Here is a 20,825-nt window from a genome sequence, read left to right on the forward strand (position 1 = left end):
CGCAATATAGAAAATTGTCACCATGACAAATTGGCTCCCTGACCTCTCCACTGGCTCCGGTCCGCTCTATCAGCGCCTTGCTGACAGCATTGAGTCAGATATCGACAAGGGCGTCATCGATGCCGGTGCAAAACTGCCGCCGCAGCGCGACCTCGCCTATGACATCGGCACGACCGTCGGGACCATCGGCAGGGCCTATCAACTGCTCCGCGAACGCGGTCTGGTGAGCGGCGAGGTCGGTCGCGGCACCTATGTGCTCGGCCAGCGCGCCGAGGCGCCGAAACCCGACGTCGAAGCTGGCTTGCAAGGTACGCGCCCCATCGACGCCCCGAGCGGCAAGCTGCGCTTCGACAGCACCGCCGCGCCCGATGTCGGCCAGGGCGCGGTGATCGCCGACATCCTGGCGCGCACCGCACAGGAACATCAGTACGAAATCTCGAGCTACACGCGGGATTTTCCCGAACGCTGGTACGAGGCGGGCAGCCGCTGGCTGGCCCGCAACGCCTTCCGCCCCTCGCCCGATTCGATCGTGCCGACGCTGGGCACGCATGCCGCGGTCATGGCGGCGATCGCGGCGCTGACCATGCCCGGCGACTATGTGGTCTTCGAGCACCTCACCTATTCGCAGATCGCCCGCAGCGCCGGCCTGATCGGCCGCCGCACAGCGCTGGTTTCGACTGACGACGAAGGCATTGACCCCGACGATTTCGAGCGTGTCTGCGCGCAGAAACATCCAAAGGTGATGTTCCTGATGCCGACCGCGAAAAACCCGACGCTGGTGACCCTGTCGGCGGAGCGGCGGCAGGCGATCGCGAAGATTGCGCGCGAATACAATGTCGCGCTGATCGAAGACGATCTTTACGGCGAGCTCACCGACGATCCGACACCGCTGCTGGCCGAATATGCGCCCGAGCGCACGATCGTCGCCGGCGGCCTGTCGAAGTCGGTCGCGGCCGGGGTACGCGGCGGCTGGCTTTCCTGCCCGCCGGCCTACCGCCATCGCATCCGTGTCGCCCACAAGATGATGACCGGCGGCCTGCCTTTCCTGCTGGCCGAGGTCGGCACGCGGCTGGTGATGTCGGGCCAGGCCGGTGATATCCGCAAGCGCTGCATTGCCGAAATCCAGGCTCGCCTCGCCATCGTGCGCGAGGTGCTGGCGGGCTTCGACGTCAAGGCGCGGGACAACGTGCCCTTCGTCTGGCTGACCTTGCCCGACCCGTGGCTGTCCGGCACCTTTAAGAACGCCTGCCTGGCGCAAGGCGTGCTCATCGACGACGAGGACGAGTTCAAGGCCGGCCGCTCCGAGCAGGTCTTTCACGGCGTACGCTTCGGCGTCTCGCAACCGCGGCAAAGCCAGGATGTCGCCGGCGGCGTCGCCGTCATCCGCCGCCTGCTCGACGAAGGCCGCGCCGGCTACGACAGTTTTTCCTGATCAAGCCCTGAAAGCCCAGACCTGAGCACTGCCGGAGTGGCAGTTTTCCGGCGTTTTCCCTATCTGGTGGGGGTGTATCGCGCGAAAGCTTGCGATAAGAGGAGACTCGAAGAACCTCCCCTCTCCCACGGACAAAAATCGCCGCTCATGACCATTTCCAATTCCGTGCCGATCACCCCTGAGCTCGTCGCCGCGCACGGGCTGAAGCCCGATGAATACCAGCGCATCCTGGATCTGGTCGGCCGCGAGCCAAGTTTCACCGAGCTCGGCATCTTCTCGGCGATGTGGAACGAGCACTGCTCCTACAAGTCCTCGAAGAAATGGCTGCGCACGCTGCCGACCAGCGGTCCGCAGGTCATCCAGGGTCCAGGCGAGAATGCCGGCGTGGTCGACATCGGCGACGGCGACTGCGTCGTCTTCAAGATGGAGAGCCACAACCACCCCTCCTACATCGAGCCCTATCAGGGTGCCGCGACCGGCGTCGGCGGCATCCTGCGCGACGTCTTCACCATGGGCGCGCGGCCGGTCGCGGCGATGAACGCGCTGCGCTTCGGCGCGCCTGACCATCCCAAGACCCGGCATCTCGTCGCCGGCGTGGTTTCCGGCGTCGGCGGCTACGGCAATTCCTTCGGCGTGCCGACGGTCGGCGGCGAGGTCAATTTCGACGCCCGCTACAACGGCAACATCCTGGTCAACGCCTTTGCGGCGGGCCTTGCCAAGACAAACGCCATCTTCCTGTCGCAGGCCAAGGGCGTCGGCCTGCCGGTCGTCTATCTCGGCGCCAAGACCGGACGCGACGGCGTCGGCGGCGCCACCATGGCCTCGGCCGAGTTTGACGACAAGATCGAGGAGAAGCGCCCCACCGTGCAGGTCGGCGATCCCTTCACCGAAAAATGCCTGCTGGAAGCCTGCCTCGAGTTGATGGCGTCGGGCGCCGTTATCGCCATCCAGGACATGGGCGCGGCCGGCCTCACCTGTTCGGCCGTCGAGATGGGCGCCAAGGGCGACCTCGGCATCGAGCTCGACCTCGACAAGGTGCCGGTGCGCGAGGAGCGCATGAGCGCCTATGAGATGATGCTGTCGGAAAGCCAGGAGCGCATGCTGATGGTGCTGCGCCCCGAGAAGGAAGAGGAAGCCGAGGCGATCTTCCGCAAATGGGGACTCGACTTCGCCATCGTCGGCAAGACCACCGACGATCTGCGTTTCCGCGTTATCCATCAGGGCGACGAGGTCGCGAACCTGCCGATCAAGGAGTTGGGCGACCAGGCGCCGGAATATGACCGCCCCTGGGTCGAGGCGAAGAAGCCCGCGCCGCTCGCCGCCAACGACGCGCCGAAGGCGGATGTCGCCGACGCCCTGCTCAAGATGCTGGGTGGGCCGGACCTCTCCTCGCGCCGTTGGGTGTGGGAACAATACGACACGCTCATCCAAGGCAATTCGCTGCAGCTTCCGGGCGGCGATGCCGGCGTGGTGCGCGTCGAAGGCCATCCGACCAAGGCGCTCGCCTTCTCTTCCGACGTCACGCCGCGCTACTGCGAGGCCGACCCTTACGAAGGCGGCAAGCAGGCCGTGGCCGAATGTTGGCGCAACCTGACCGCCACCGGCGCGCTGCCGCTCGCCGCCACCGACAACCTCAATTTCGGCAATCCGGAGCGGCCCGAGATCATGGGCCAGTTCGTCGGCGCCGTTAAAGGCATCGGCGATGCCTGCCGCGCGCTCGGCTTCCCGATCGTCTCCGGCAATGTCTCGCTCTACAACGAAACCAATGGCCGCGGCATCCTGCCGACGCCGACCATCGGCGGCGTCGGGCTGATCGCCGATTGGTCGAAGATGGCGCGCATAGGCTTTGCCGCCGAGGGCCAGATGATCGTGCTGGTCGGCGCGCCGCCGAGCTGGGGCAGCCATCTCGGCCAGTCCGTCTATATGCGCGACATCCACGGTCGTGCGGACGGTCCGCCGCCGCCTGTCGACCTCGCACATGAAAAGCGCGTCGGCGACCATGTGCGCTCGCTGATCGCGTCCGGCATCGTCACCGCCGCGCACGACATCTCCGACGGCGGCCTGGCGATAGCGCTGGCCGAAATGGCGATGGCCTCCGGCATCGGCGCCACCATTCCGGGGCTGACCGGCATCGACCCGATTCCGGTCTGGTTCGGCGAAGACCAGGGCCGCTATCTGCTGACGCTGTCGATCGACCCACAGAGCGGCGAGTGGGGCAGGATCCGCCAGGAACAGGAGAAGCTCGGCATCTTCGCGCCCTGGATCGGCACCACCGGCGGGCGTGACTTGAAACTGGGTGACGCACGGCCGATCCCGGTCAGCGAGCTGAAGGCAGCCCATGAAGGCTGGTTCCCGCGCTTCATGGATCAGGCCAGTTGACCAGAAGCATGTCTCCCGAAAGTGTGCAGCGGTTTCGGGAAAAGACATGCTTACGACAAAAGACTTAAATCATGTCGCATAAATCCTTTTTTATGCGACATGATTTAACTGCGAAGGCGCTGATCGCAGTTGTCTTCTGGCCTTCGCTGTTCTTCTTCTGGTTCCTCGGCCCGTTCGTTTTCTTGTTGCTGTCGACCACCTCGAGCGAGGTGTGCGCACGGCTGGAAACCCGCGACGAGTTCCTGGCCGCGGCCAATGCCGCTTTGCCGATGCTCGTCTTGCAGACCTTGATCTACGCGGTTCCGGTCGTCTGCCTGGTGCTGTGGGACAGGCTCGCGCCGGAACCGGCGCGAACACGGCATATCGCGGCCTGCATCAAGCTCTTCATCGTTGCCGCAATCATCGGAGCGACTTGGGACTATGGCTCGTCCCTGGTCTGCGACGGTTATGGCCAACCCTTCTTCTCGTCCGCCTGGCGAATGACGAGCTATCTTCCGATCGTCGGCCTGCTGATCAACATCCCGCTCTATATACTCACCTTCAGCCTTGGCCGGGCCTTCTCGACCCGCGATGACATCACCGAAGACGGCGTGGTCCATTCGAAGCAGGACAATTCTTAGGCCGCTGTCGCGGACGGAACGGCTTCAATCCGGGTCGGAAAGGCTTTAGGCTCGCGAGTCAGATCATACCGGTGCCGCCTAGCTGCCCGCCGCACGAGACAGGATTTTGCCATGGCAATGGATGCCCACGACATCGAAAAACTGATCAAGGAAGGCATTCCGGACGCCAAGGTGACGATCCGTGATCTCGCCGGCGACGGCGACCACTACGCGGCGGAAGTGGTGGCCGAGAGTTTCCGGGGCAAGAGCCGTGTCCAGCAGCACCAGATGGTCTATGACGCGCTGAAGGGCAATATGGGCGGCGTGCTGCACGCGCTGGCGCTGCAGACCAGCGTCCCGGACTAAGCGCTATCGCCCTTAGGGCTTGGCCCAAAATCGCGTTATCCCTTGCGCCATTCAAGTAGCGTCACGGCTAACGTCTTGTTTCAGCCACCCTATGGGTTTATTTGAAGGGCATGCTTCGAGCCTGACTCCCACAGGCATGAAAGGATTGTCCATGACCGGAATCAGCGACTACATCGACAATGAAGTGAAGAGCAACGACGTCGTGCTTTTCATGAAGGGCACCCCGGGCTTCCCGCAATGCGGCTTTTCCGGCCAGGTGGTCCAGATCCTCGATTACATCGGGGCCGACTACAAAGGCGTGAACGTGCTCGACTCGGCCGAATTGCGCCAGGGCATCAAGGACTATTCCAACTGGCCGACCATCCCGCAGCTTTATGTGAAGGGTGAATTCGTCGGCGGTTGCGACATCGTCCGTGAAATGTTCCAGGCCGGCGAGTTGCAGGACTTCCTGGTCGAAAAGGGCGTCAGCGTCAAAGGCGCGGCCTGATCCAATCTTGCTCGCCGGCAGAGGCTAACTCTCCGGCAGGCAAGCATCGCCCGGGGCTGCCCCACCTCGGCAATTATGAACCCGCATCTCGGGGATGAGACGAACCAGCGCGCCGGCAAGCCGGCGCTTGTTCGTTTGAAAGATCGGACTTTGCCGTGGATAAGCAGGTAGAAGCGTCGCAACGGGCAACCAGCTTGCCCATTCCGCGCTGGGAATTCATCGCGCTCTGCGCAGCGCTGATGGCGCTCAACTCCCTGGCCATCGACATCATGTTGCCAGCGCTGCAGCAGATCGGCGCTTCGCTCGGCGTCGAGAGCGAGAACCACCGCCAATATGTCATCACCGCCTATATGCTCGGCTTTGGCGGCGGACAGCTTTTGTTCGGGCCCATTTCAGATCGCTTTGGACGCCGCGCGCCGCTGGTCTTTGGCCTGGTCGTCTATGTCGTGGCCGCGGCTGCCGCCGCCATAGCGCCCAGTTTCGCTTTGTTGCTGACCTGCCGTCTCATCCAGGGCATCGGCGCGGCCGCAACCCGCGTCATCGCCGTCTCGATCGTGCGCGACACGTTCGAAGGCCGGCGTATGGCCGAAGTGATGTCGCTGATCTTCATGGTGTTCATGGCCATCCCCGTCATCGCGCCGGGCATCGGCCAGTTCGTCATGCTGTTCGCCACCTGGCACTGGATTTTCGTGACCATGGCCATCGGCGCGCTGATCGTTTCGACATGGGCTCTGCTGCGCCTGCCGGAGACGCTGCATGCCGAATATCGCCGGCCGCTCACGGTAAGCTCGGTCGTCGGCGGCTTCCGCATCGTGCTCACCAACCGGCTCACGCTTTGCTATGCCTTCGCCAGCACCTTCATCTTCGCCGCCATGTTCGGCTTCATCAGCTCGGCGCAGCAGATCTACATCGACATCTTCCATGTCGGCGAATTGTTCCCGCTGATTTTTGCCGGTGTCGCCGCCGTGCTTGCCTTCTCCAATTATCTGAATTCGCGGCTGGTCGGACAGGTCGGAATGCGCCGCCTGTCGCAGGGCGCGCTGCTCATCTTCCTGTGCATCAGCCTTGCCTGGCTGGTGGTCTCGCTGGAGATGCAGATGCCGCTCTGGCTCTTCATCACCTTCTTTGCCGGCGCGATGCTGCCGTTCGGCGGTCTTGGCGCGAATTTCAACGCTCTCGCCATGGAGCCGCTCGGTGAGCTCGCCGGCACGGCGGCATCCATCCTTGGCTTCATGCAGACTTTTCTCGGCGCCCTGATCGGCGCAGCGATCGGCCAGGCCTACAACGGCACGGTCACGCCTCTGGCCGCAGGCTTCTGCAGCGTTTCGGTCGCGGCCTTGCTGATGATCCTGATCGCCGAGCGGGGCAGGATGTTCCAGCCGCACAATCCCCCTGTTTCGGGGCACGTCACCGATCTGCACTAGATTGTCGCCTGGCTGGCGGTTGCCGGCCGGGGCGCGGTTTATTCCTATTCGGCCCAGAGCTCGCGGCGCAACTCGTCCCAGCTTTGCTTGTCCGGCGCGACCAGCAGGCCGCCGTCGACATGCGACGGCAGGTAGGCGCTGCCGTCGACACGCGCGACATGGCCGCCGGCTTCCTGATGGATCAGCGCGCCCGCGAGATGATCCCAGGGCATCAGCTTGTTGTAGAGCACGAAATGGGCGTGACCGCTGGCAAGCAGCCGGTATTCATGCGCCGCGCAGCGATAGGCGAATTGCGACAGCGTCTTGGTCTGGTTGCGGGCGAGCCGCGAGCGCTCAGGCTCTTCGAGGAACTGCCAGGAAACGGCGCCGGTCATCTGCGACATCGGCACCGGCGCCGCGACGCGAACCTTCTCCAGCGCGCCATGCGCGTGGCGGATATGGCTGCCCGCGCCCTTGGCGCCGATCAGCCAATCCTTGCCGACCGGATCGTGGATGATGCCGGCTACGGTCTTGCCATGGACGACGACGCCGGCCATGACGCCGAACAGCGGCACGCCGGAGGCGAAGTTGAAGGTGCCGTCGACCGGATCGATGACGAAGGCAAGCGCGGCATCGCCAAGGCCCGACAGCAGCGCCGGATTGTCGGAGCAGGCCTCCTCGCCGACCACCATGGCGTCGGGATAGCGTTCGCGCAGCCGGGCGGTGATCAGCCTCTCGGCATTGACGTCCGCCTCCGTGACGAGGTCGGCGGCAGAGGTCTTCTGGCGCACGTCGCCCTCGCCCAGCCGGCGGAAGCGCGGCATGATTTCTGCCGTGGCCGCTTCGGCAAGAAGGTCGGCCAGCCAGTCGATCGCGCGGTCGTCAAATCTCATCGGAAATGTCCTGCCCTGTGGCGAGGCGCTGATCGAGCGCGGTGAAATCGAACAGTTTTCGGTCGAGCAGATGCGAGGGCCTTACATTCGTCATGGCGCGGATCATCGTGTCCTTGCGGCCCGGCATGCGCTTCTCGATGTCGTCGAGCATCGCCTTCATGGCGTTGCGCTGCAGCCCTTCCTGGCTGCCGCAGAGATCGCAGGGAATGATCGGGAATTTCATCGCGTTGGCGAATTTCTCGAGGTCGGCCTCGGCGCTGTAGGCGAGTGGCCGCAGCACCATGACGTCGCCCTCGTCATTGAGAAGCTTGGGCGGCATGGCGGCGAGACGCCCGCCATGGAACAGGTTCATGAAGAAGGTCTCGAGGATGTCCTCGCGATGGTGGCCGAGCACCAGCGCCGAGCACCCCTCCTCGCGCGCGATGCGGTAGAGATGGCCGCGCCGCAGCCGCGAACAGAGCGAGCAATAGGTGCTGCCCTCGGGCAGTTTGTCGGTCACCACCGAATAGGTGTCCTGGTATTCGATGCGGTGGGCGATGCCGTTGGCGTTGAGATAATCGGGCAGGATATGTTTTGGGAAATTCGGCTGCCCCTGGTCGAGATTGCAGGCGAGCAGATCGACAGGCAGCAGCCCGCGCCATTTGAGGTCGAGCAAAAGCGCCAGCAGGCCGTAGGAATCCTTGCCGCCCGAAAGCGCCACCAGCCAGCGTTCGCCGGGCTTCACCATGGCGAAATCCTCGATTGCCTGGCGGGTGAGCCTCAACAGCCGCTTGCGCAGCTTGTTGAACTCGACCGAGGATGGCACGTCGCGGAACAGTGGGTGGAAACCGCCATCGGTCTCATCATCGATCGGCTCCAGTGATTTGAGGTCTGGCAGCATGTTCATGGCGCCGGCTCCGCGTTATCAGCGCTCCGCTTAGCGGACCTTATCGCCAAAGAAAAGGCCGCCTCGAGGGCGGCCCTGGATGTTGCGGCTGATTGAGTTCGATCAGCGCGAGTAGAATTCGACGACCAGGTTCGGTTCCATCTGCACCGCGAACGGAACGTCCGACAGGCCGGGAACGCGCGCGAAGGTCGCGGTCATCTTGTTGTGGTCGGCTTCGATATAGTCCGGCACGTCGCGCTCGGCGAGAGCGACCGACTCCAGCACGATCACGAGTTGCTTCGACTTCTCGCGCACCTCGATGACGTCGCCCGGCTTGCAGCGATACGAACCAATGTTGGTACGCTTGCCGTTGACGTTGACGTGGCCGTGGTTGACGAACTGACGGGCGGCGAAGATGGTCGGCACGAACTTGGCGCGATAGACGATCGCGTCGAGGCGCGACTCGAGCAGGCCGATCAGGTTCTCGGAGGTGTCGCCCTTGCGGCGGTTGGCCTCTTCATAGACCTTGCGGAACTGCTTTTCCGAAACGTCTCCATAGTGACCCTTCAGCTTCTGCTTGGCGCGCAGCTGCAGGCCGAAGTCGGAAAGCTTGCCCTTGCGGCGCTGGCCGTGCTGGCCGGGGCCGTATTCACGCTTGTTGACTGGGGACTTCGGGCGCCCCCAGATGTTTTCGCCGAGACGGCGGTCGATCTTGTATTTCGCGGATTCGCGCTTGCTCATCGCATTCCCTTTCAAAACAATGTACCCGGAACCCCATGGCTCCGGGCGAAGGAAACGCGCCCTCCTCTGGCCTCCGTTTTCGAGACCTGACAGGGTTTCCCACGCAAAGCGACGGAAAACCCACGGGACACGTCAAAAGAAACCACCGGGCGTCGCCACCCGGTGTTTGGGGGCCTGTTAAACACAGATTTAACCGCTGTCAAGCTTGCGGCTGGCGACATTGAGGGCAAGCCTATACCATTCCTGCGTTGCATGCGGCGCTGGATGTGGCGGAAAGTTGCACGCCGGCGGCATCGGGGGCGGATGCGGCGTCTTCGGATGCGAACGCCCGCACATGATGAAGGGACTGGAGCAGAGGAGTGCGAATTCCCATGAAGAAATTCTTCCTTACCCTGACCGGAGCCGCCGTCCTGGCCGGGTCGATGGCGGTCATGACGCCTGAACCGGCCATGGCCAGGCATTGGCACGGCCACAAGCAGGTGTGCCGCGTCCTGGTGAAGAAAAGAGTCGTCTGGCGCCACGGCCACCGCCATGTCGTGCGCTACAAGACGAAATACTGCTGGTGGCGCCGCTAGCCTTCTTTCGGCAAGACTTCGACTGAAGCCCGCGGCCAACACCGCGGGCTTTTTCATCCGATCCCGCGATCTAAGACTTCTTGCTGGGCAGGCCCTTGCGCTTAGTCTCGGCGAATTCCTCGAGCTGCTTTTCGCTCATCGAGTGATACATCTCGCGCGACGCACCCTTGAGCTCGCTTTTCTTGATCTCGCCACGCTTGGCGGAAAGCGCTGCGCCGGCTGCCTTTTGCTGGGCTTGCGATGTGGCGGGCATGGTCGTTTCTCCTTTGCTGGAGAGCAATTCCAGGAAAAGTGTGAAACGTTTTCCGTCAGGAATTGCGTCAATCAGATAGAGTAGAAACGCCGCGCTCCGGCGCCAGTTCCGGCGTCCACAGCTTCAATCCCCGGAAGCCCGACCTTCGCTGGCAGACTTCCCGTGTCCGGAACCCCAGTGTAGGACAACGGCATGAAATCGCTGACCGATCCCTCACAGGCCCTCTCCACCGGCCTCGCGAAGATCCGCACCGAGTTCCACGTGCCGGACGGATTTCCGCCGGAGGTGATGGCTGCGGCGGAAGCGGCGGCCAGGCGTGTGCCTAGCCAGCATGCCGACCGCACCGCGATGCCTTTCGTCACGCTCGATCCGGCGAGCTCCACCGATCTTGATCAGGCCTTCTCTATCGAGGCGAGCGGCGGCGATCTCCTCTTGCATTATGCCATCGCCGACGTGGCCTGGTTCGCCGAGGACGGCGACGCGATTGATCTCGAAGCCTGGAACCGAGGTGAGACGCTTTATTTGCCGGACGGCAAGGCCGGGCTCTACCCGCCGGTGCTTGCCGAGGCCGCGGCGAGCCTGCTGCCCGATGGACCGCGTCCCTCAGTCATCTTCACGATCAGGGTTGCCGGGGACGGCGCGGTGAAGCTGGACGGCGCGGAGCGCGCCATCATCCAAAGCCGCGCCAAGCTCGCCTATAACAGCGTGCAACCCTCCGACGTTCCGGCCGGCTTCACGGAACTGGCGCGGCGCATGGCGGCAAACGAAGAGCGTCGCGGTGCTTCGCGCGTCGACCCGCCCGAGCAGGAGGTGGAAAGGCTCGCCGACGGCACGTTCCGGCTTTCGTTCAGGCCGCTGCTGCAATCCGAACAGGACAATGCAGCACTTTCGCTGGCCGCCAATATGGCGATCGCCGATGCCATGCTGGCGCACAAGACCGGGCTGTTTCGGGTGATGTCGGGGCCTGACGCTTCCAAGGTGCAAAGGCTGCGCAGCGCAGCGCAGGCGCTCGGCCTGTCCTGGCCAGCCTCCACCAGCCTGCACGACTATCAGCGCACGCTCGATCCGGCCGATCCAAAACAGGCGGCGCTGATGCTGGAAATCCGCCGCGCCGGCAACGGCGCGTCCTACCAGCCCTATCAGCAGGGCGTTGTCCCCTGGCATGAGGCGATGGCCGCGACCTATGCCCATGCCACCGCGCCGCTCAGGCGGCTGGCCGACCGCTACGTCGTGCGCTGCGCGCTGGCAATCGCCAACGGCCAGCCCGTGCCGCAGGCCGTCACCAACGCCTTCGCCCGGTTGCCGAAGGTGATGGGGCGCGGCGACGCCCGAGCCTCGCAGATCAACCACGCTGTCATCGACCTTGCCGAGGCGGTGATGCTCAAAGGACACGAGGGTGAGACGTTCAAGGCCGTCGTCACCGACTTCGTCGATCATGGCGTGCGCGCACAGCTTGCCGACATGCCTGTCGTCGCCAACGTGAAAGCCTCCGGGCTCAGGCAGGGCGACGATCTCAGGCTGAAACTGGTCTCGGCCGATCCGGATCAGCGCAGCATCGTCTTCGAGACTGCCGTCTAACGCGCGGTCAGTCCAAATCCCTGAATCAGCCGCCTGGTGGCGAAATCCACCTTGCCGGAAGTGAAGACGGCAAGATCGGGCTCGCTGTCGCTGGATATTTCTGCGACTGGTTCGAGCAGCGACATGGCGCGCCGGGCGATCGCTTCGGCTGGATCGATCCAGTCGACCGGCCAGGGTGCCGTCTTGCGCATGCGGTTGACGAGAAACGGATAGTGCGTGCAGGCAAGCACGACGATGTCGGTGCGGTTGCCCTCGCGCTCGATGAAACAAGGCGCGATCTCGGCGCGCACGGCTTCTTCATCGACGAAGCCCTGGCGCATATAGATCTCGGCTAGCCCTGCCAGCCGGTCGCTGCCGACCAGGCGCACATGGCATTTCTGCGCCCATTTGCTGATCAGGTCGCGCGTGTATTGGCGCTTCACAGTGCCCGGCGTCGCCAGCACCGACACCAGGCCGGATCGCGTGCGCTCGGCGGCCGGCTTGATCGCCGGCACGGTGCCGACAAAAGGGTGGCCGGGGAATGTCTCGCGCAGCGCCTCGATCACCAGCGTCGAAGCTGTGTTGCAGGCAATGACCGAGATCGCCGGCTGCAGCCGGTCGAGCAATTTGCCGAACAGCGTGAGGATGTGCTCCTTGAGCGCCGGTTCTTCCCAGGCGCCGTAAGGAAAAGCCGCGTCGTCGGCGACATAGACGAAGCGGCGATCGGGCATCAGCACGCGCGCTTCGCGCAGCACGGTCAGCCCGCCGACGCCGGAATCGAACATCAGGATCGGGCGCTGGCTTGATCGATCGCTCATTGTCATCCGGTCATAGAGCAATTCCAGGAAAAGTGTGAAACGGTTTTCCGTCCGGAATTGCGTCAAAACAAAGAGAGGCGGCAGGTCCGTGATTGGACCGCAGGCGCTTCTATCGCGAATGATCTTGGTCTTGAAGAGGCGAATGCGAGCAGCTTTTGCGCAGCTGTCTCGCAGGCTCGCTCATATGCCGCGCTTGCCGAAGCCGGCCGGGCGCGGCCGGCCGAAGGGCTGCGGCGCGGGCGGAACGCGGGGAGTTGCAGCGGCAGCCGCGGCGCGTGGTGCGGCCGGCACAGCGGCGCGTGCAGTGCGCGCCGGTGCCGGCAGCGGACCGTCGAAGTCGAAGACATCCGTCAATTCATCGATGTTGCTGCCCGCGACGGGTTTCGCCCAGAGGATCGTGCACCAAAGTCCGAATATCGAAAGTCCGAGCAGGTTCAGCCCGCCCGGAATGCTCTCGGGATCGTCGAATTTGACGACCAGCAGCACGCCCGCCTGCAATAGGGCATAGGCGGCGGAAAGGGCAATATAGGCCCACAGGATCCACCGGCGTCCATTCGCGTCGCGGGTGCGGCGCGCGGCGATGTTGCCGCGAAGCGCGACAAAGATGAGCGAGGCGATCAGGACCGCGCCTGCCATGCCCTGCCGCGCCGGGCCAGGCCCTGAATTGATCAGTCCTTCGAAACCGATCGTGCCGACAATGCAGACAACGACCACCACGGCTTCGGCAACAGCAAGACCGAGAGAGTAAAGGAAAAAGCGCAGCCGGCCAATATTGGACGTAAACATGTGCCACCCCCACTATTGCGGCAAGGATGAGGCATAACAGAATAAAAATCGGTTACTTCAAATGCTCATAGCTTATGGATTTTAACTTTCTTGGTCTTTGGCGCGACTTCGCGCAGCCGCCGGCAGCCGCCTCGGATCATCCCCAGGCGAGCCATCGCCGCGCGGCATGGCCGGCGAGAACCGGTCGAGCGAGGAGATGATGCCGCGCAGAACCTTCAGTTCCGGCTCGGCAAAGCCCGCGCGCGTCAGCACGGCGCGCAAATTGTCGACCATCTTCGGCTTCTTTTCTTCCGGGCGGAAGTAGCCTCGCGCCTCCAGCGCGTTCTCCAGATAGGCGAACAGGCTGTGCAATTGCTCCTTGGTCGCCGGCACCATCTCCGGCCCGGAGAAATTGGTCTGGGTCTCGTCGGCGAGGCCGGATTTCATCCATTCATAGGACATCAAAAGCACCGCTTGCGCGATGTTGAGCGAGGAGAACCCGGGATCGACCGGAAAAGTGACGATCTCGTCGGCAAGCCCGACCTCGTCATTATAGAGGCCGAAGCGCTCGCGGCCGAACAGGATGCCGGTGCGCTGGCCGGCCTCGACGCGTGCCCTCAGCGCCCTGCCCGCTTCCACCGGCCCACGCACAGGCTTGAAGCCGTCGCGCTCGCGCGCGGTCGTGGCGAAGACGAAGTTCAGGTCGGCAACGGCCGACGCCAGATCGTCGAAGACCCTGGTGGCGTCGATGACATGATCGGCACGGCTGGCGGCCGCGCGCGCCTTCTCGCTCGGCCAGCCATCGCGCGGGTTGACGAGGCGCAGTTCCGACAAGCCGAAATTCGCCATGGCGCGGGCGACCATGCCGATATTCTCGCCGAGCTGCGGCTCGACCAGGATGATCGCCGGTCCGGCGGAGGCGGTCTTGGCTGTATCTTCGGTGGCTGGCATGGCTATGGGTAACCGGGGTTTGCGGCGTTTCGGCGTCCCCTGCCACATCCGGACCGGAAAATGAAGCATTCACAACAGCGGCACACGTCCATTCCGGCGCGGATCGTGGTTTGCGCGCTGAAAAAGCCTTTGATATACGCTCCGCATTCCCGGCCGAAACCATGCGGGCAAGGCCGTCCAGATCCCCCAGCAACGAGGCACTCTTTCCATGGCGAAGATCAAGGTGGCGAACCCGGTCGTCGAGCTCGACGGCGACGAGATGACCCGCATCATCTGGCAGTTCATCAAGGACAAGCTGATCCACCCCTATCTCGATCTGAAGCTTGAATATTACGACCTCGGCATCGAGCACCGCGACGCCACCAACGACCAGGTGACCATCGACTCCGCCAACGCCATCAAGAAATGGGGCGTCGGCGTGAAATGCGCGACGATCACCCCCGACGAGGCCCGCGTCGAGGAATTCAAGCTGAAGAAGATGTGGAAGTCGCCCAACGGCACCATCCGCAACATCCTCGGCGGCACCATCTTCCGCGAGCCGATCATCATGAAGAACGTGCCGCGCCTGGTGCCGGGCTGGACCAAGCCGATCGTCGTCGGCCGTCACGCCTTCGGCGACCAGTACCGGGCCACCGACTTCCGCTTCCCCGGCAAGGGCAAGCTGACGATCAAGTTCGTCGGCGAGGACGGCCAGGTGATCGAGCACGAGGTCTATGACGCGCCGGGCGCCGGCGTGGCCATGGCCATGTACAATCTCGACGAGTCGATCCGCGAGTTCGCCCGCGCCTCGCTGAACTACGGGCTGCTGCGCAATTTCCCGGTTTATCTGTCGACCAAGAACACCATCCTCAAGGCCTATGACGGCCGCTTCAAGGATATTTTCCAGGAGGTCTACGAGAAGGAATTCGAGGCCGAATTCAAGGCGCGCAAACTCTGGTACGAGCACCGCCTGATCGACGACATGGTCGCTTCGAGCCTGAAATGGTCGGGCGGCTATGTCTGGGCCTGCAAGAACTATGACGGCGACGTGCAGTCCGACACCGTCGCGCAAGGTTTTGGCTCGCTCGGCCTGATGACCTCGGTGCTGATGACCCCCGACGGCAAGACCGTGGAAGCGGAAGCCGCGCACGGCACCGTGACCCGCCACTACCGCCAGCACCAGAAGGGCGAGGAAACCTCGACCAATTCCATCGCCTCGATCTTCGCCTGGACGCGCGGGCTCGCCCATCGCGCCAAGCTCGACGGCAATGCCGAGCTGAAGCGCTTCGCCGAGACGTTGGAGAAGGTCTGCATCCAGACCGTCGAAAGCGGCTTCATGACCAAGGACCTGTCGCTGCTGATCGGCCCCGACCAGCCGTGGCTCTCCACCACTGGCTTCCTCGACAAGATCGACGAGAATCTGCAGAAGGCAATGGGGTGAGGAGCGGTGCGCGAAGCGCATGAAAAGCCCCAAAATGGGCTTTTCATGCGACGAACGCCCGGAGCCATAGCGTAGGGCCGGGCCGTGTGCCAAAGTCCCTCAGTGTCGAAGGCTCCGAAAGGAGCCTTCGTTTTTGTGGGGTAAGCAAAAGAGCGGAAGCGATGGCCGAGCCGATCCTCTATGGCGCTGACTACAGCGTTTATGTGCGCATCGCGCGGATGACGTTGGAGGAGAAAGGCATCGGCTACGAGCTGGTGCCGCTCGACATCTTCGCCGCCGACGGCATTCCCGCCTGGTATCTGGAACATCACCCGTTCGGTCGCATCCCGGCCTTCGAGCATGACGGTTTTCGCCTGTTCGAGACCGGCGCAATCGCGCGCTATGTCGACGAAGCCTTCGATGGCCCGGCCCTTCAGCCTACTGATCCGCGCCTTCGGGCGCGGATGAACCAGATCATCGGCATGCTCGATGCCTATGGCTACCGCGCCATGGTCTGGGATGTGGCGGTCGAGCGGCTTGAAAAGGCGCCGCCGGACGAGGCGCTGATCGCCGCCGGGCTCCGCCAGGCCGAAACGGTGTTCAAGGTTTTGACATCCTGCAAGGCAAAGGGGCCCTGGCTGATTAGCGAGCAACTGACGCTGGCCGACCTGCACGCGGCGCCGATCATCGCCTATTTCCTCAAGGTCTCGGAAGGGCGCGACCTGCTGGCGCGGTTTGCGGATATCCAGGATTGGTATGCGCGCGTGGCTGATCGTGCGAGCTTTGTGCGGACTGAAAAGGTCGCTTAGGCCGAGTGAATTTCCTCAACGTCGGCGCCGCCCCTCATTGCCCTGCCGGGCATTTCTCCCCGTAACGGGGAGAAAGAAGCGGTTGCAACGCAGGCGCCTTTCCTGCACCGCTGACCATTGGCGAAAGCCGATGCGACGTCCGATCTCCCTCCATGTGGGGGGATGTCCGGCAGGACAGAGAGGGGCGCTGTCCCGCCAACCGTCGCAATAAATTCAGTCCGCCCGCCTACGCGGCTTCCAGCGCCGCCTTCACCGCCGCGATCGCGTCATTTGCCTTGGATGCATCCGGACCACCGGCTTGCGCCATGTCGGGCCGGCCGCCTCCGCCCTGCCCGCCAAGCGCGGCCGACGCGACGCGGACCAGATCGACGGCGCTGAAGCGGCCAGTCAGGTCGTCGGTGACGCCGACGACCACGCTCGCCTTGTTGTCCTCGCCAGCGCCGACAAAGACGACCACGCCGGAGCCAAGCGTCTTCTTGCCGGCATCGGCCAGCGGCTTCAGGTCCTTCGGCGCCACACCGGAAACCGCCTTGCCGAGGAAACCGACGCCGGCAACCGTCTCGTTCGCGGCCGGGGCATCGGCAACGGCCGAACCGCCGCCCAGCGCCAGCTTCTTGCGCGCCTCGGTCAGCTCCTTTTCGAGCTTCTTGCGCTCTTCGAGCAGCGCCTCGACACGCGACGGCACATCGGCCGGCGCAATCTTCAGGGTCGCAGCCGCGGCCTTCAGTCGCTTGTCCTGCTCGTCGAGATGCCTGCGTGCCGCCTCGCCGGTCAGCGCCTCGATGCGGCGCACGCCGGCCGCGACAGCACTGTCCGAGAGAATGCGAACCAGGCCGATATCGCCAGTCGACCTGACATGCGTGCCGCCGCAAAGCTCGACCGAATAGGGACGATTGGCCTTAGCGCCGTGCAGGCCGGTGCCCATCGACACGACGCGCACCTCGTCGCCGTATTTCTCGCCGAACAGCGCCATCGCGCCCTCGGCGATGGCGTCATCGACCGACATCAGCCGCGTCGTTACCGGGCTGTTCTGCACGACGATCTCGTTCGCCATGCGCTCGACCTCCTCGAGCTCGTCAGCCGAGATCGGCTTGTTGTGCGAGATGTCGAAGCGCAGGCGGTCGGGCGCGACCAGCGAGCCCTTCTGCGCCACGTGAGTGCCCAGCACCTCGCGCAGTGCCTCATGGATGAGATGCGTCGCCGAATGGTTGGCGCGCAGCTTCGAGCGGCGGGCATGGTCGACCTTGAGCTCGACCGCAGCACCGGTCTTCACCGTGCCTTTGACCACTTTGCCCAGATGCACGAACAGACCGTCGGCCTTCTTCTGGGTATCGGAAACCTCGATCGAGAAGCCCTCGCCGGAGATGACGCCGGTATCGCCCATCTGGCCGCCGGATTCGCCATAGAACGGCGTCTGGTTGACGACCACGGCGATCGCATCGCCCTGGGAGGCGCTGTCGATCGTCTTGCCATCCTTTACCAGCGCCTGGACGATGCCTTCCGCAGCTTCAGTCTCGTAGCCGAGGAATTCGGTCGCGCCCGTCTTTTCGCGCACCGAGAACCAGACCGTCTCGGTCGCGGCCTCGCCCGAGCCCGCCCAATGCGCGCGCGCCTCGGCCTTCTGCCGCTCCATCGCGTCGGTGAAGCCGGCGATGTCGACCGAGATGCTGCGCTGGCGGAGCGCATCCTGCGTCAGGTCGAGCGGGAAGCCGTAGGTGTCATAGAGCTTGAAGGCCGTCTCGCCGTCCAGCATGTCGCCGGCATGAAGCGTCTCGGTGGCGTCCGAAAGCAGGCCGAGGCCGCGCACCAGCGTCTTGCGGAAGCGCGTTTCCTCGAGCTTCAGCGTCTCGGTGATCAGCGCCTCTCCGCGCACCAGCTCGGGATAGGCCTGGCCCATCTCGCGCACAAGCGCCGGCACCAGCTGCCACATCAGCGGTTCCTTGGCGCTGAGCAGCTGCGCGTGGCGCATGGCACGGCGCATGATGCGGCGCAGCACATAGCCTCGGCCTTCGTTGGACGGCAGCACGCCATCGGCCACCAGGAAGGCGGATGACCGCAGGTGATCCGCGATCACGCGATAGGACGCAACGTTCTCCGTATTTGGCCCGTGGCCGAGCGCCGAGGAGGCGGCATCGATCAGATGCTTGAACAGGTCGGTCTCGAAGACGCTTTCGACGCCTTGCAGGATGGAGGCCATGCGCTCCAGCCCCATGCCGGTGTCGATCGAGGGCCGCGGCAGGTCAATACGCTCTTCCTTCGTCACCTGCTCATACTGCATGAACACCAGGTTCCAGAATTCCAGAAACCGGTCGCCATCCTCCTCCGGGCTGCCGGGCGGGCCGCCCCAGATATGCTCGCCGCGGTCGATGAAGATCTCCGAGCAGGGACCGCACGGGCCGGTGTCGCCCATCGCCCAGAAATTGTCCGAGGTCGGAATGCGGATAATGCGGTCGTCGGAAAAACCGGCGATCTTCTTCCAGTAAGCTGCCGCCTCATCGTCGGTGTGATAGACGGTGACGAGCAGCTTGTCTTTCTTCAGGCCGAAACCCTTGGTGATCAGGTTCCAGGCAAGCTCGATCGCGCGCTCCTTGAAATAGTCGCCGAACGAGAAATTGCCGAGCATCTCGAAGAAGGTGAGATGGCGGGCGGTGTAGCCGACATTGTCGAGATCGTTATGCTTCCCGCCGGCGCGCACGCTCTTCTGCGCGGTCGCGGCGCGCGAATAGGAGCGCTTCTCCAGGCCGGTGAAAACGTTCTTGAACTGCACCATGCCGGCGTTGGTGAACATCAGCGTCGGGTCGTTGCGCGGCACCAGCGGGCTGGAGGCGACGATCTCGTGGCCCTCCTTGCGGAAGTAGTCGAGGAATGTCGACCGGATGTCGTTCACGCCACTCATTGCACACTGCCTTTTTCGCAAGAACCACCGGCCCGGCCGGCGGCAAATGGGCTTTGGTATTTCAGAAGATAGATGGGCCTTTTAGCGATAGCTCTTGAGCCTGTCCAGAAACACGGAGTTGGGCCAATCGGCAAGCGGGCAGCGGCTCAACACCCCCCGCGAAACGCAAAACCGCCGGCGCGAAGGCCGGCGGTTCGGGTACGCAGTACTCAAGAACGCGATTACATAAGCATAACCAAATAAACCAGGATTGTGGCCGAACTCCGGCTAACCCGACGAATTGCCCGCGCCGAACAGGAAACCGCTACGCAATCTTCCTGGACCGGCCCTACATGGCGCCGGCTTCGTCCTCGAAACCGTCGTCCCCGCCTTCGGAGCCGCCATTCTCAAGGAATTTCTCGGCGATCAGCCCCGCATTCTGCCGAAGCGCCATCTCAATCTCGCGTGCCGTGTCGGGATTGTCGCGCAGGAACAGCTTGGCGTTCTCGCGACCCTGGCCGAGACGCTGCGAATTATAGGAAAACCAGGCGCCCGACTTCTCGACCACGCCGGCCTTGACGCCGAGATCGACAAGCTCGCCGGTCTTGGACACGCCCTCGCCATACATGATGTCGAACTCGACCACCTTGAAGGGCGGGGCCAGCTTGTTCTTGACCACCTTGACGCGGGTCTGGTTGCCCACGACCTCGTCTCGGTCCTTGACCGAGCCGATGCGGCGGATGTCGAGGCGCACCGATGCGTAGAATTTCAGCGCATTGCCGCCGGTCGTGGTTTCGGGCGAGCCGAACATGACGCCGATCTTCATGCGGATCTGGTTGATGAAGATGACCATGGTGTTGGAGCGCGAGATCGAGGCGGTCAGCTTGCGCAGCGCCTGGCTCATCAGGCGGGCCTGGAGACCGGGCAGCGCGTCGCCCATCTCGCCCTCGATTTCAGCGCGCGGCGTGAGCGCCGCGACCGAATCGACCACCAGCACATCGATGGCGCCCGAACGCACCAGCGTGTCGCAGATTTCCAGCGCCTGCTCGCCGGTGTCGGGCTGCGAGATCAGGAGGTTCTCGAGGTCGACGCCAAGCTTGCGGGCATAGACCGGATCGAGCGCGTGCTCGGCATCGACGAAAGCGCAGATGCCGCCCTTCTTCTGCGCTTCCGCAACCGTGTGCAGCGCTAGCGTCGTCTTGCCCGAGCTTTCCGGCCCGTAGATCTCGACGATACGGCCGCGCGGCAGCCCGCCGACGCCAAGCGCGATGTCGAGGCCGAGCGAGCCGGTCGGTACGGTTTCGATCTCGACCGCCTGCTCGTTGGCGCCGAGCCGCATGATCGAGCCCTTGCCGAAAGCGCGCTCGATTTGCGACAGCGCCGCGTCCAGAGCCTTTGATTTGTCCACTGCCTTATCCTCTACAAGCCGCAAAGTATTCTGAGCCATGATACATCACCCCTTGGTCGTCAATGAAGGCCGGACAATCCGTGATCCCTGCTGTTTTGTACCTTTTTTGTTCTCATTTGGCAAGGGGCAACAAATATCTGAAAAACAATCAATATCTGGATTTGTTCTATTTTTGTCTCACCAGGGCTAGTGCGGAGCACAACCGCTGGTCCAGAAGAGATTTCGATATCCGGCCATCCCGAATCGCGAG

19 protein-coding genes are annotated in these 20,825 nt (G+C 63.6%); 10 read left to right on the forward strand and 9 right to left on the reverse strand.

From position 1 onward, the window contains the following. The first annotated feature begins 22 nt into the window (after nucleotides 1-22). From E5X34_RS12755 to E5X34_RS12780, 6 genes are all read left to right on the forward strand, one after another. The gene (locus E5X34_RS12755; RefSeq protein WP_292564860.1) at nucleotides 23-1,432 is read left to right on the forward strand and encodes a PLP-dependent aminotransferase family protein; all 1,410 of its coding nucleotides are present in this window, start codon (nucleotides 23-25) and stop codon (nucleotides 1,430-1,432) included. A gap of 147 nt (nucleotides 1,433-1,579) precedes the next feature. After that, nucleotides 1,580-3,811: a phosphoribosylformylglycinamidine synthase subunit PurL gene (gene purL / locus E5X34_RS12760; RefSeq protein ID WP_292564863.1), complete on the forward strand. Its 2,232-nt coding sequence runs from the start codon at nucleotides 1,580-1,582 to the stop codon at nucleotides 3,809-3,811. 92 nt (nucleotides 3,812-3,903) lie between these two features. Then, entirely contained in the window at nucleotides 3,904-4,431 is a 528-nt protein-coding gene (locus E5X34_RS12765; protein WP_292564866.1) for a hypothetical protein, read from the forward strand. Nucleotides 4,432-4,542: 111 nt separating this feature from the next. Next, nucleotides 4,543-4,776, forward strand: coding sequence for a BolA/IbaG family iron-sulfur metabolism protein (locus tag E5X34_RS12770; protein ID WP_006206026.1), 234 nt, complete (start codon nucleotides 4,543-4,545; stop codon nucleotides 4,774-4,776). Between the two features lie 151 nt (nucleotides 4,777-4,927). Further along, nucleotides 4,928-5,263 carry a Grx4 family monothiol glutaredoxin gene (grxD, locus tag E5X34_RS12775; protein WP_040981263.1) on the forward strand — a complete coding sequence of 112 codons (336 nt, stop codon included), beginning with the start codon at nucleotides 4,928-4,930 and terminating at the stop codon, nucleotides 5,261-5,263. A gap of 155 nt (nucleotides 5,264-5,418) precedes the next feature. Beyond that, nucleotides 5,419-6,687: a multidrug effflux MFS transporter gene (locus tag E5X34_RS12780; RefSeq protein ID WP_292564869.1), complete on the forward strand. Its 1,269-nt coding sequence runs from the start codon at nucleotides 5,419-5,421 to the stop codon at nucleotides 6,685-6,687. A 44-nt stretch (nucleotides 6,688-6,731) separates the two neighbouring features. On the opposite strand, the gene E5X34_RS12785 is transcribed toward E5X34_RS12780, so the two are convergent. The 3 genes from E5X34_RS12785 to rpsD form a co-directional block, all read right to left on the reverse strand. Beyond that, nucleotides 6,732-7,559: an inositol monophosphatase family protein gene (locus tag E5X34_RS12785; RefSeq protein ID WP_292564872.1), complete on the reverse strand. Its 828-nt coding sequence runs from the start codon at nucleotides 7,557-7,559 to the stop codon at nucleotides 6,732-6,734. Continuing rightward, nucleotides 7,549-8,445, reverse strand: a complete 897-nt coding sequence (gene ttcA / locus E5X34_RS12790; RefSeq protein WP_292564875.1) for a tRNA 2-thiocytidine(32) synthetase TtcA — start codon at nucleotides 8,443-8,445, stop codon at nucleotides 7,549-7,551. The genes E5X34_RS12785 and ttcA overlap by 11 nt, the downstream gene beginning before the upstream one ends. Before the next feature lie 102 nt (nucleotides 8,446-8,547). Then, nucleotides 8,548-9,165 (reverse strand): 30S ribosomal protein S4, encoded by a 618-nt coding sequence (rpsD, locus tag E5X34_RS12795; protein ID WP_040981269.1) that lies wholly within the window; start codon nucleotides 9,163-9,165, stop codon nucleotides 8,548-8,550. A 371-nt stretch (nucleotides 9,166-9,536) separates the two neighbouring features. On the opposite strand from rpsD, the gene E5X34_RS12800 reads away from it, so the two are divergent. Beyond that, entirely contained in the window at nucleotides 9,537-9,740 is a 204-nt protein-coding gene (locus E5X34_RS12800; protein WP_292564877.1) for a hypothetical protein, read from the forward strand. A 70-nt stretch (nucleotides 9,741-9,810) separates the two neighbouring features. On the opposite strand, the gene E5X34_RS12805 is transcribed toward E5X34_RS12800, so the two are convergent. Continuing rightward, complete coding sequence (locus E5X34_RS12805; protein WP_292564879.1) at nucleotides 9,811-9,993, reverse strand: DUF3008 family protein; 183 nt, start codon at nucleotides 9,991-9,993, stop codon at nucleotides 9,811-9,813. 192 nt (nucleotides 9,994-10,185) lie between these two features. Between E5X34_RS12805 and E5X34_RS12810 the strand changes: the two genes are divergently transcribed. Next, entirely contained in the window at nucleotides 10,186-11,571 is a 1,386-nt protein-coding gene (locus tag E5X34_RS12810; protein ID WP_292564882.1) for an RNB domain-containing ribonuclease, read from the forward strand. Here E5X34_RS12810 and murI read toward each other — a convergent pair. The 3 genes from murI to E5X34_RS12825 form a co-directional block, all read right to left on the reverse strand. After that, nucleotides 11,568-12,368, reverse strand: a complete 801-nt coding sequence (murI, locus tag E5X34_RS12815; RefSeq protein ID WP_292564884.1) for a glutamate racemase — start codon at nucleotides 12,366-12,368, stop codon at nucleotides 11,568-11,570. The genes E5X34_RS12810 and murI overlap by 4 nt on opposite strands. Before the next feature lie 180 nt (nucleotides 12,369-12,548). Further along, complete coding sequence (locus E5X34_RS12820; protein WP_292564887.1) at nucleotides 12,549-13,154, reverse strand: hypothetical protein; 606 nt, start codon at nucleotides 13,152-13,154, stop codon at nucleotides 12,549-12,551. Nucleotides 13,155-13,235: 81 nt separating this feature from the next. Next, nucleotides 13,236-14,084: an RNA methyltransferase gene (locus E5X34_RS12825; protein ID WP_292564889.1), complete on the reverse strand. Its 849-nt coding sequence runs from the start codon at nucleotides 14,082-14,084 to the stop codon at nucleotides 13,236-13,238. Nucleotides 14,085-14,292: 208 nt separating this feature from the next. Here E5X34_RS12825 and E5X34_RS12830 point away from each other — a divergent pair, with 208 nt between their 5' ends. Both E5X34_RS12830 and E5X34_RS12835 read left to right on the forward strand, forming a co-directional pair. Beyond that, complete coding sequence (locus E5X34_RS12830; RefSeq protein WP_292564892.1) at nucleotides 14,293-15,504, forward strand: NADP-dependent isocitrate dehydrogenase; 1,212 nt, start codon at nucleotides 14,293-14,295, stop codon at nucleotides 15,502-15,504. Between the two features lie 161 nt (nucleotides 15,505-15,665). Further along, nucleotides 15,666-16,292: a glutathione S-transferase family protein gene (locus tag E5X34_RS12835; RefSeq protein WP_292564895.1), complete on the forward strand. Its 627-nt coding sequence runs from the start codon at nucleotides 15,666-15,668 to the stop codon at nucleotides 16,290-16,292. A gap of 226 nt (nucleotides 16,293-16,518) precedes the next feature. Here E5X34_RS12835 and alaS read toward each other — a convergent pair whose 3' ends face one another. Together alaS and recA are read right to left on the reverse strand one after the other, a co-directional pair. Next, entirely contained in the window at nucleotides 16,519-19,188 is a 2,670-nt protein-coding gene (gene alaS, locus E5X34_RS12840; RefSeq protein WP_292564898.1) for an alanine--tRNA ligase, read from the reverse strand. Between the two features lie 328 nt (nucleotides 19,189-19,516). Next, the gene (gene recA / locus E5X34_RS12845) at nucleotides 19,517-20,614 is read right to left on the reverse strand and encodes a recombinase RecA (RefSeq protein ID WP_040981289.1); all 1,098 of its coding nucleotides are present in this window, start codon (nucleotides 20,612-20,614) and stop codon (nucleotides 19,517-19,519) included. Between the last annotated feature and the right edge of the window lie 211 nt (nucleotides 20,615-20,825).

The organism is Mesorhizobium sp., from assembly GCF_004963255.1.
Lineage (GTDB): Bacteria > Pseudomonadota > Alphaproteobacteria > Rhizobiales > Rhizobiaceae > Mesorhizobium.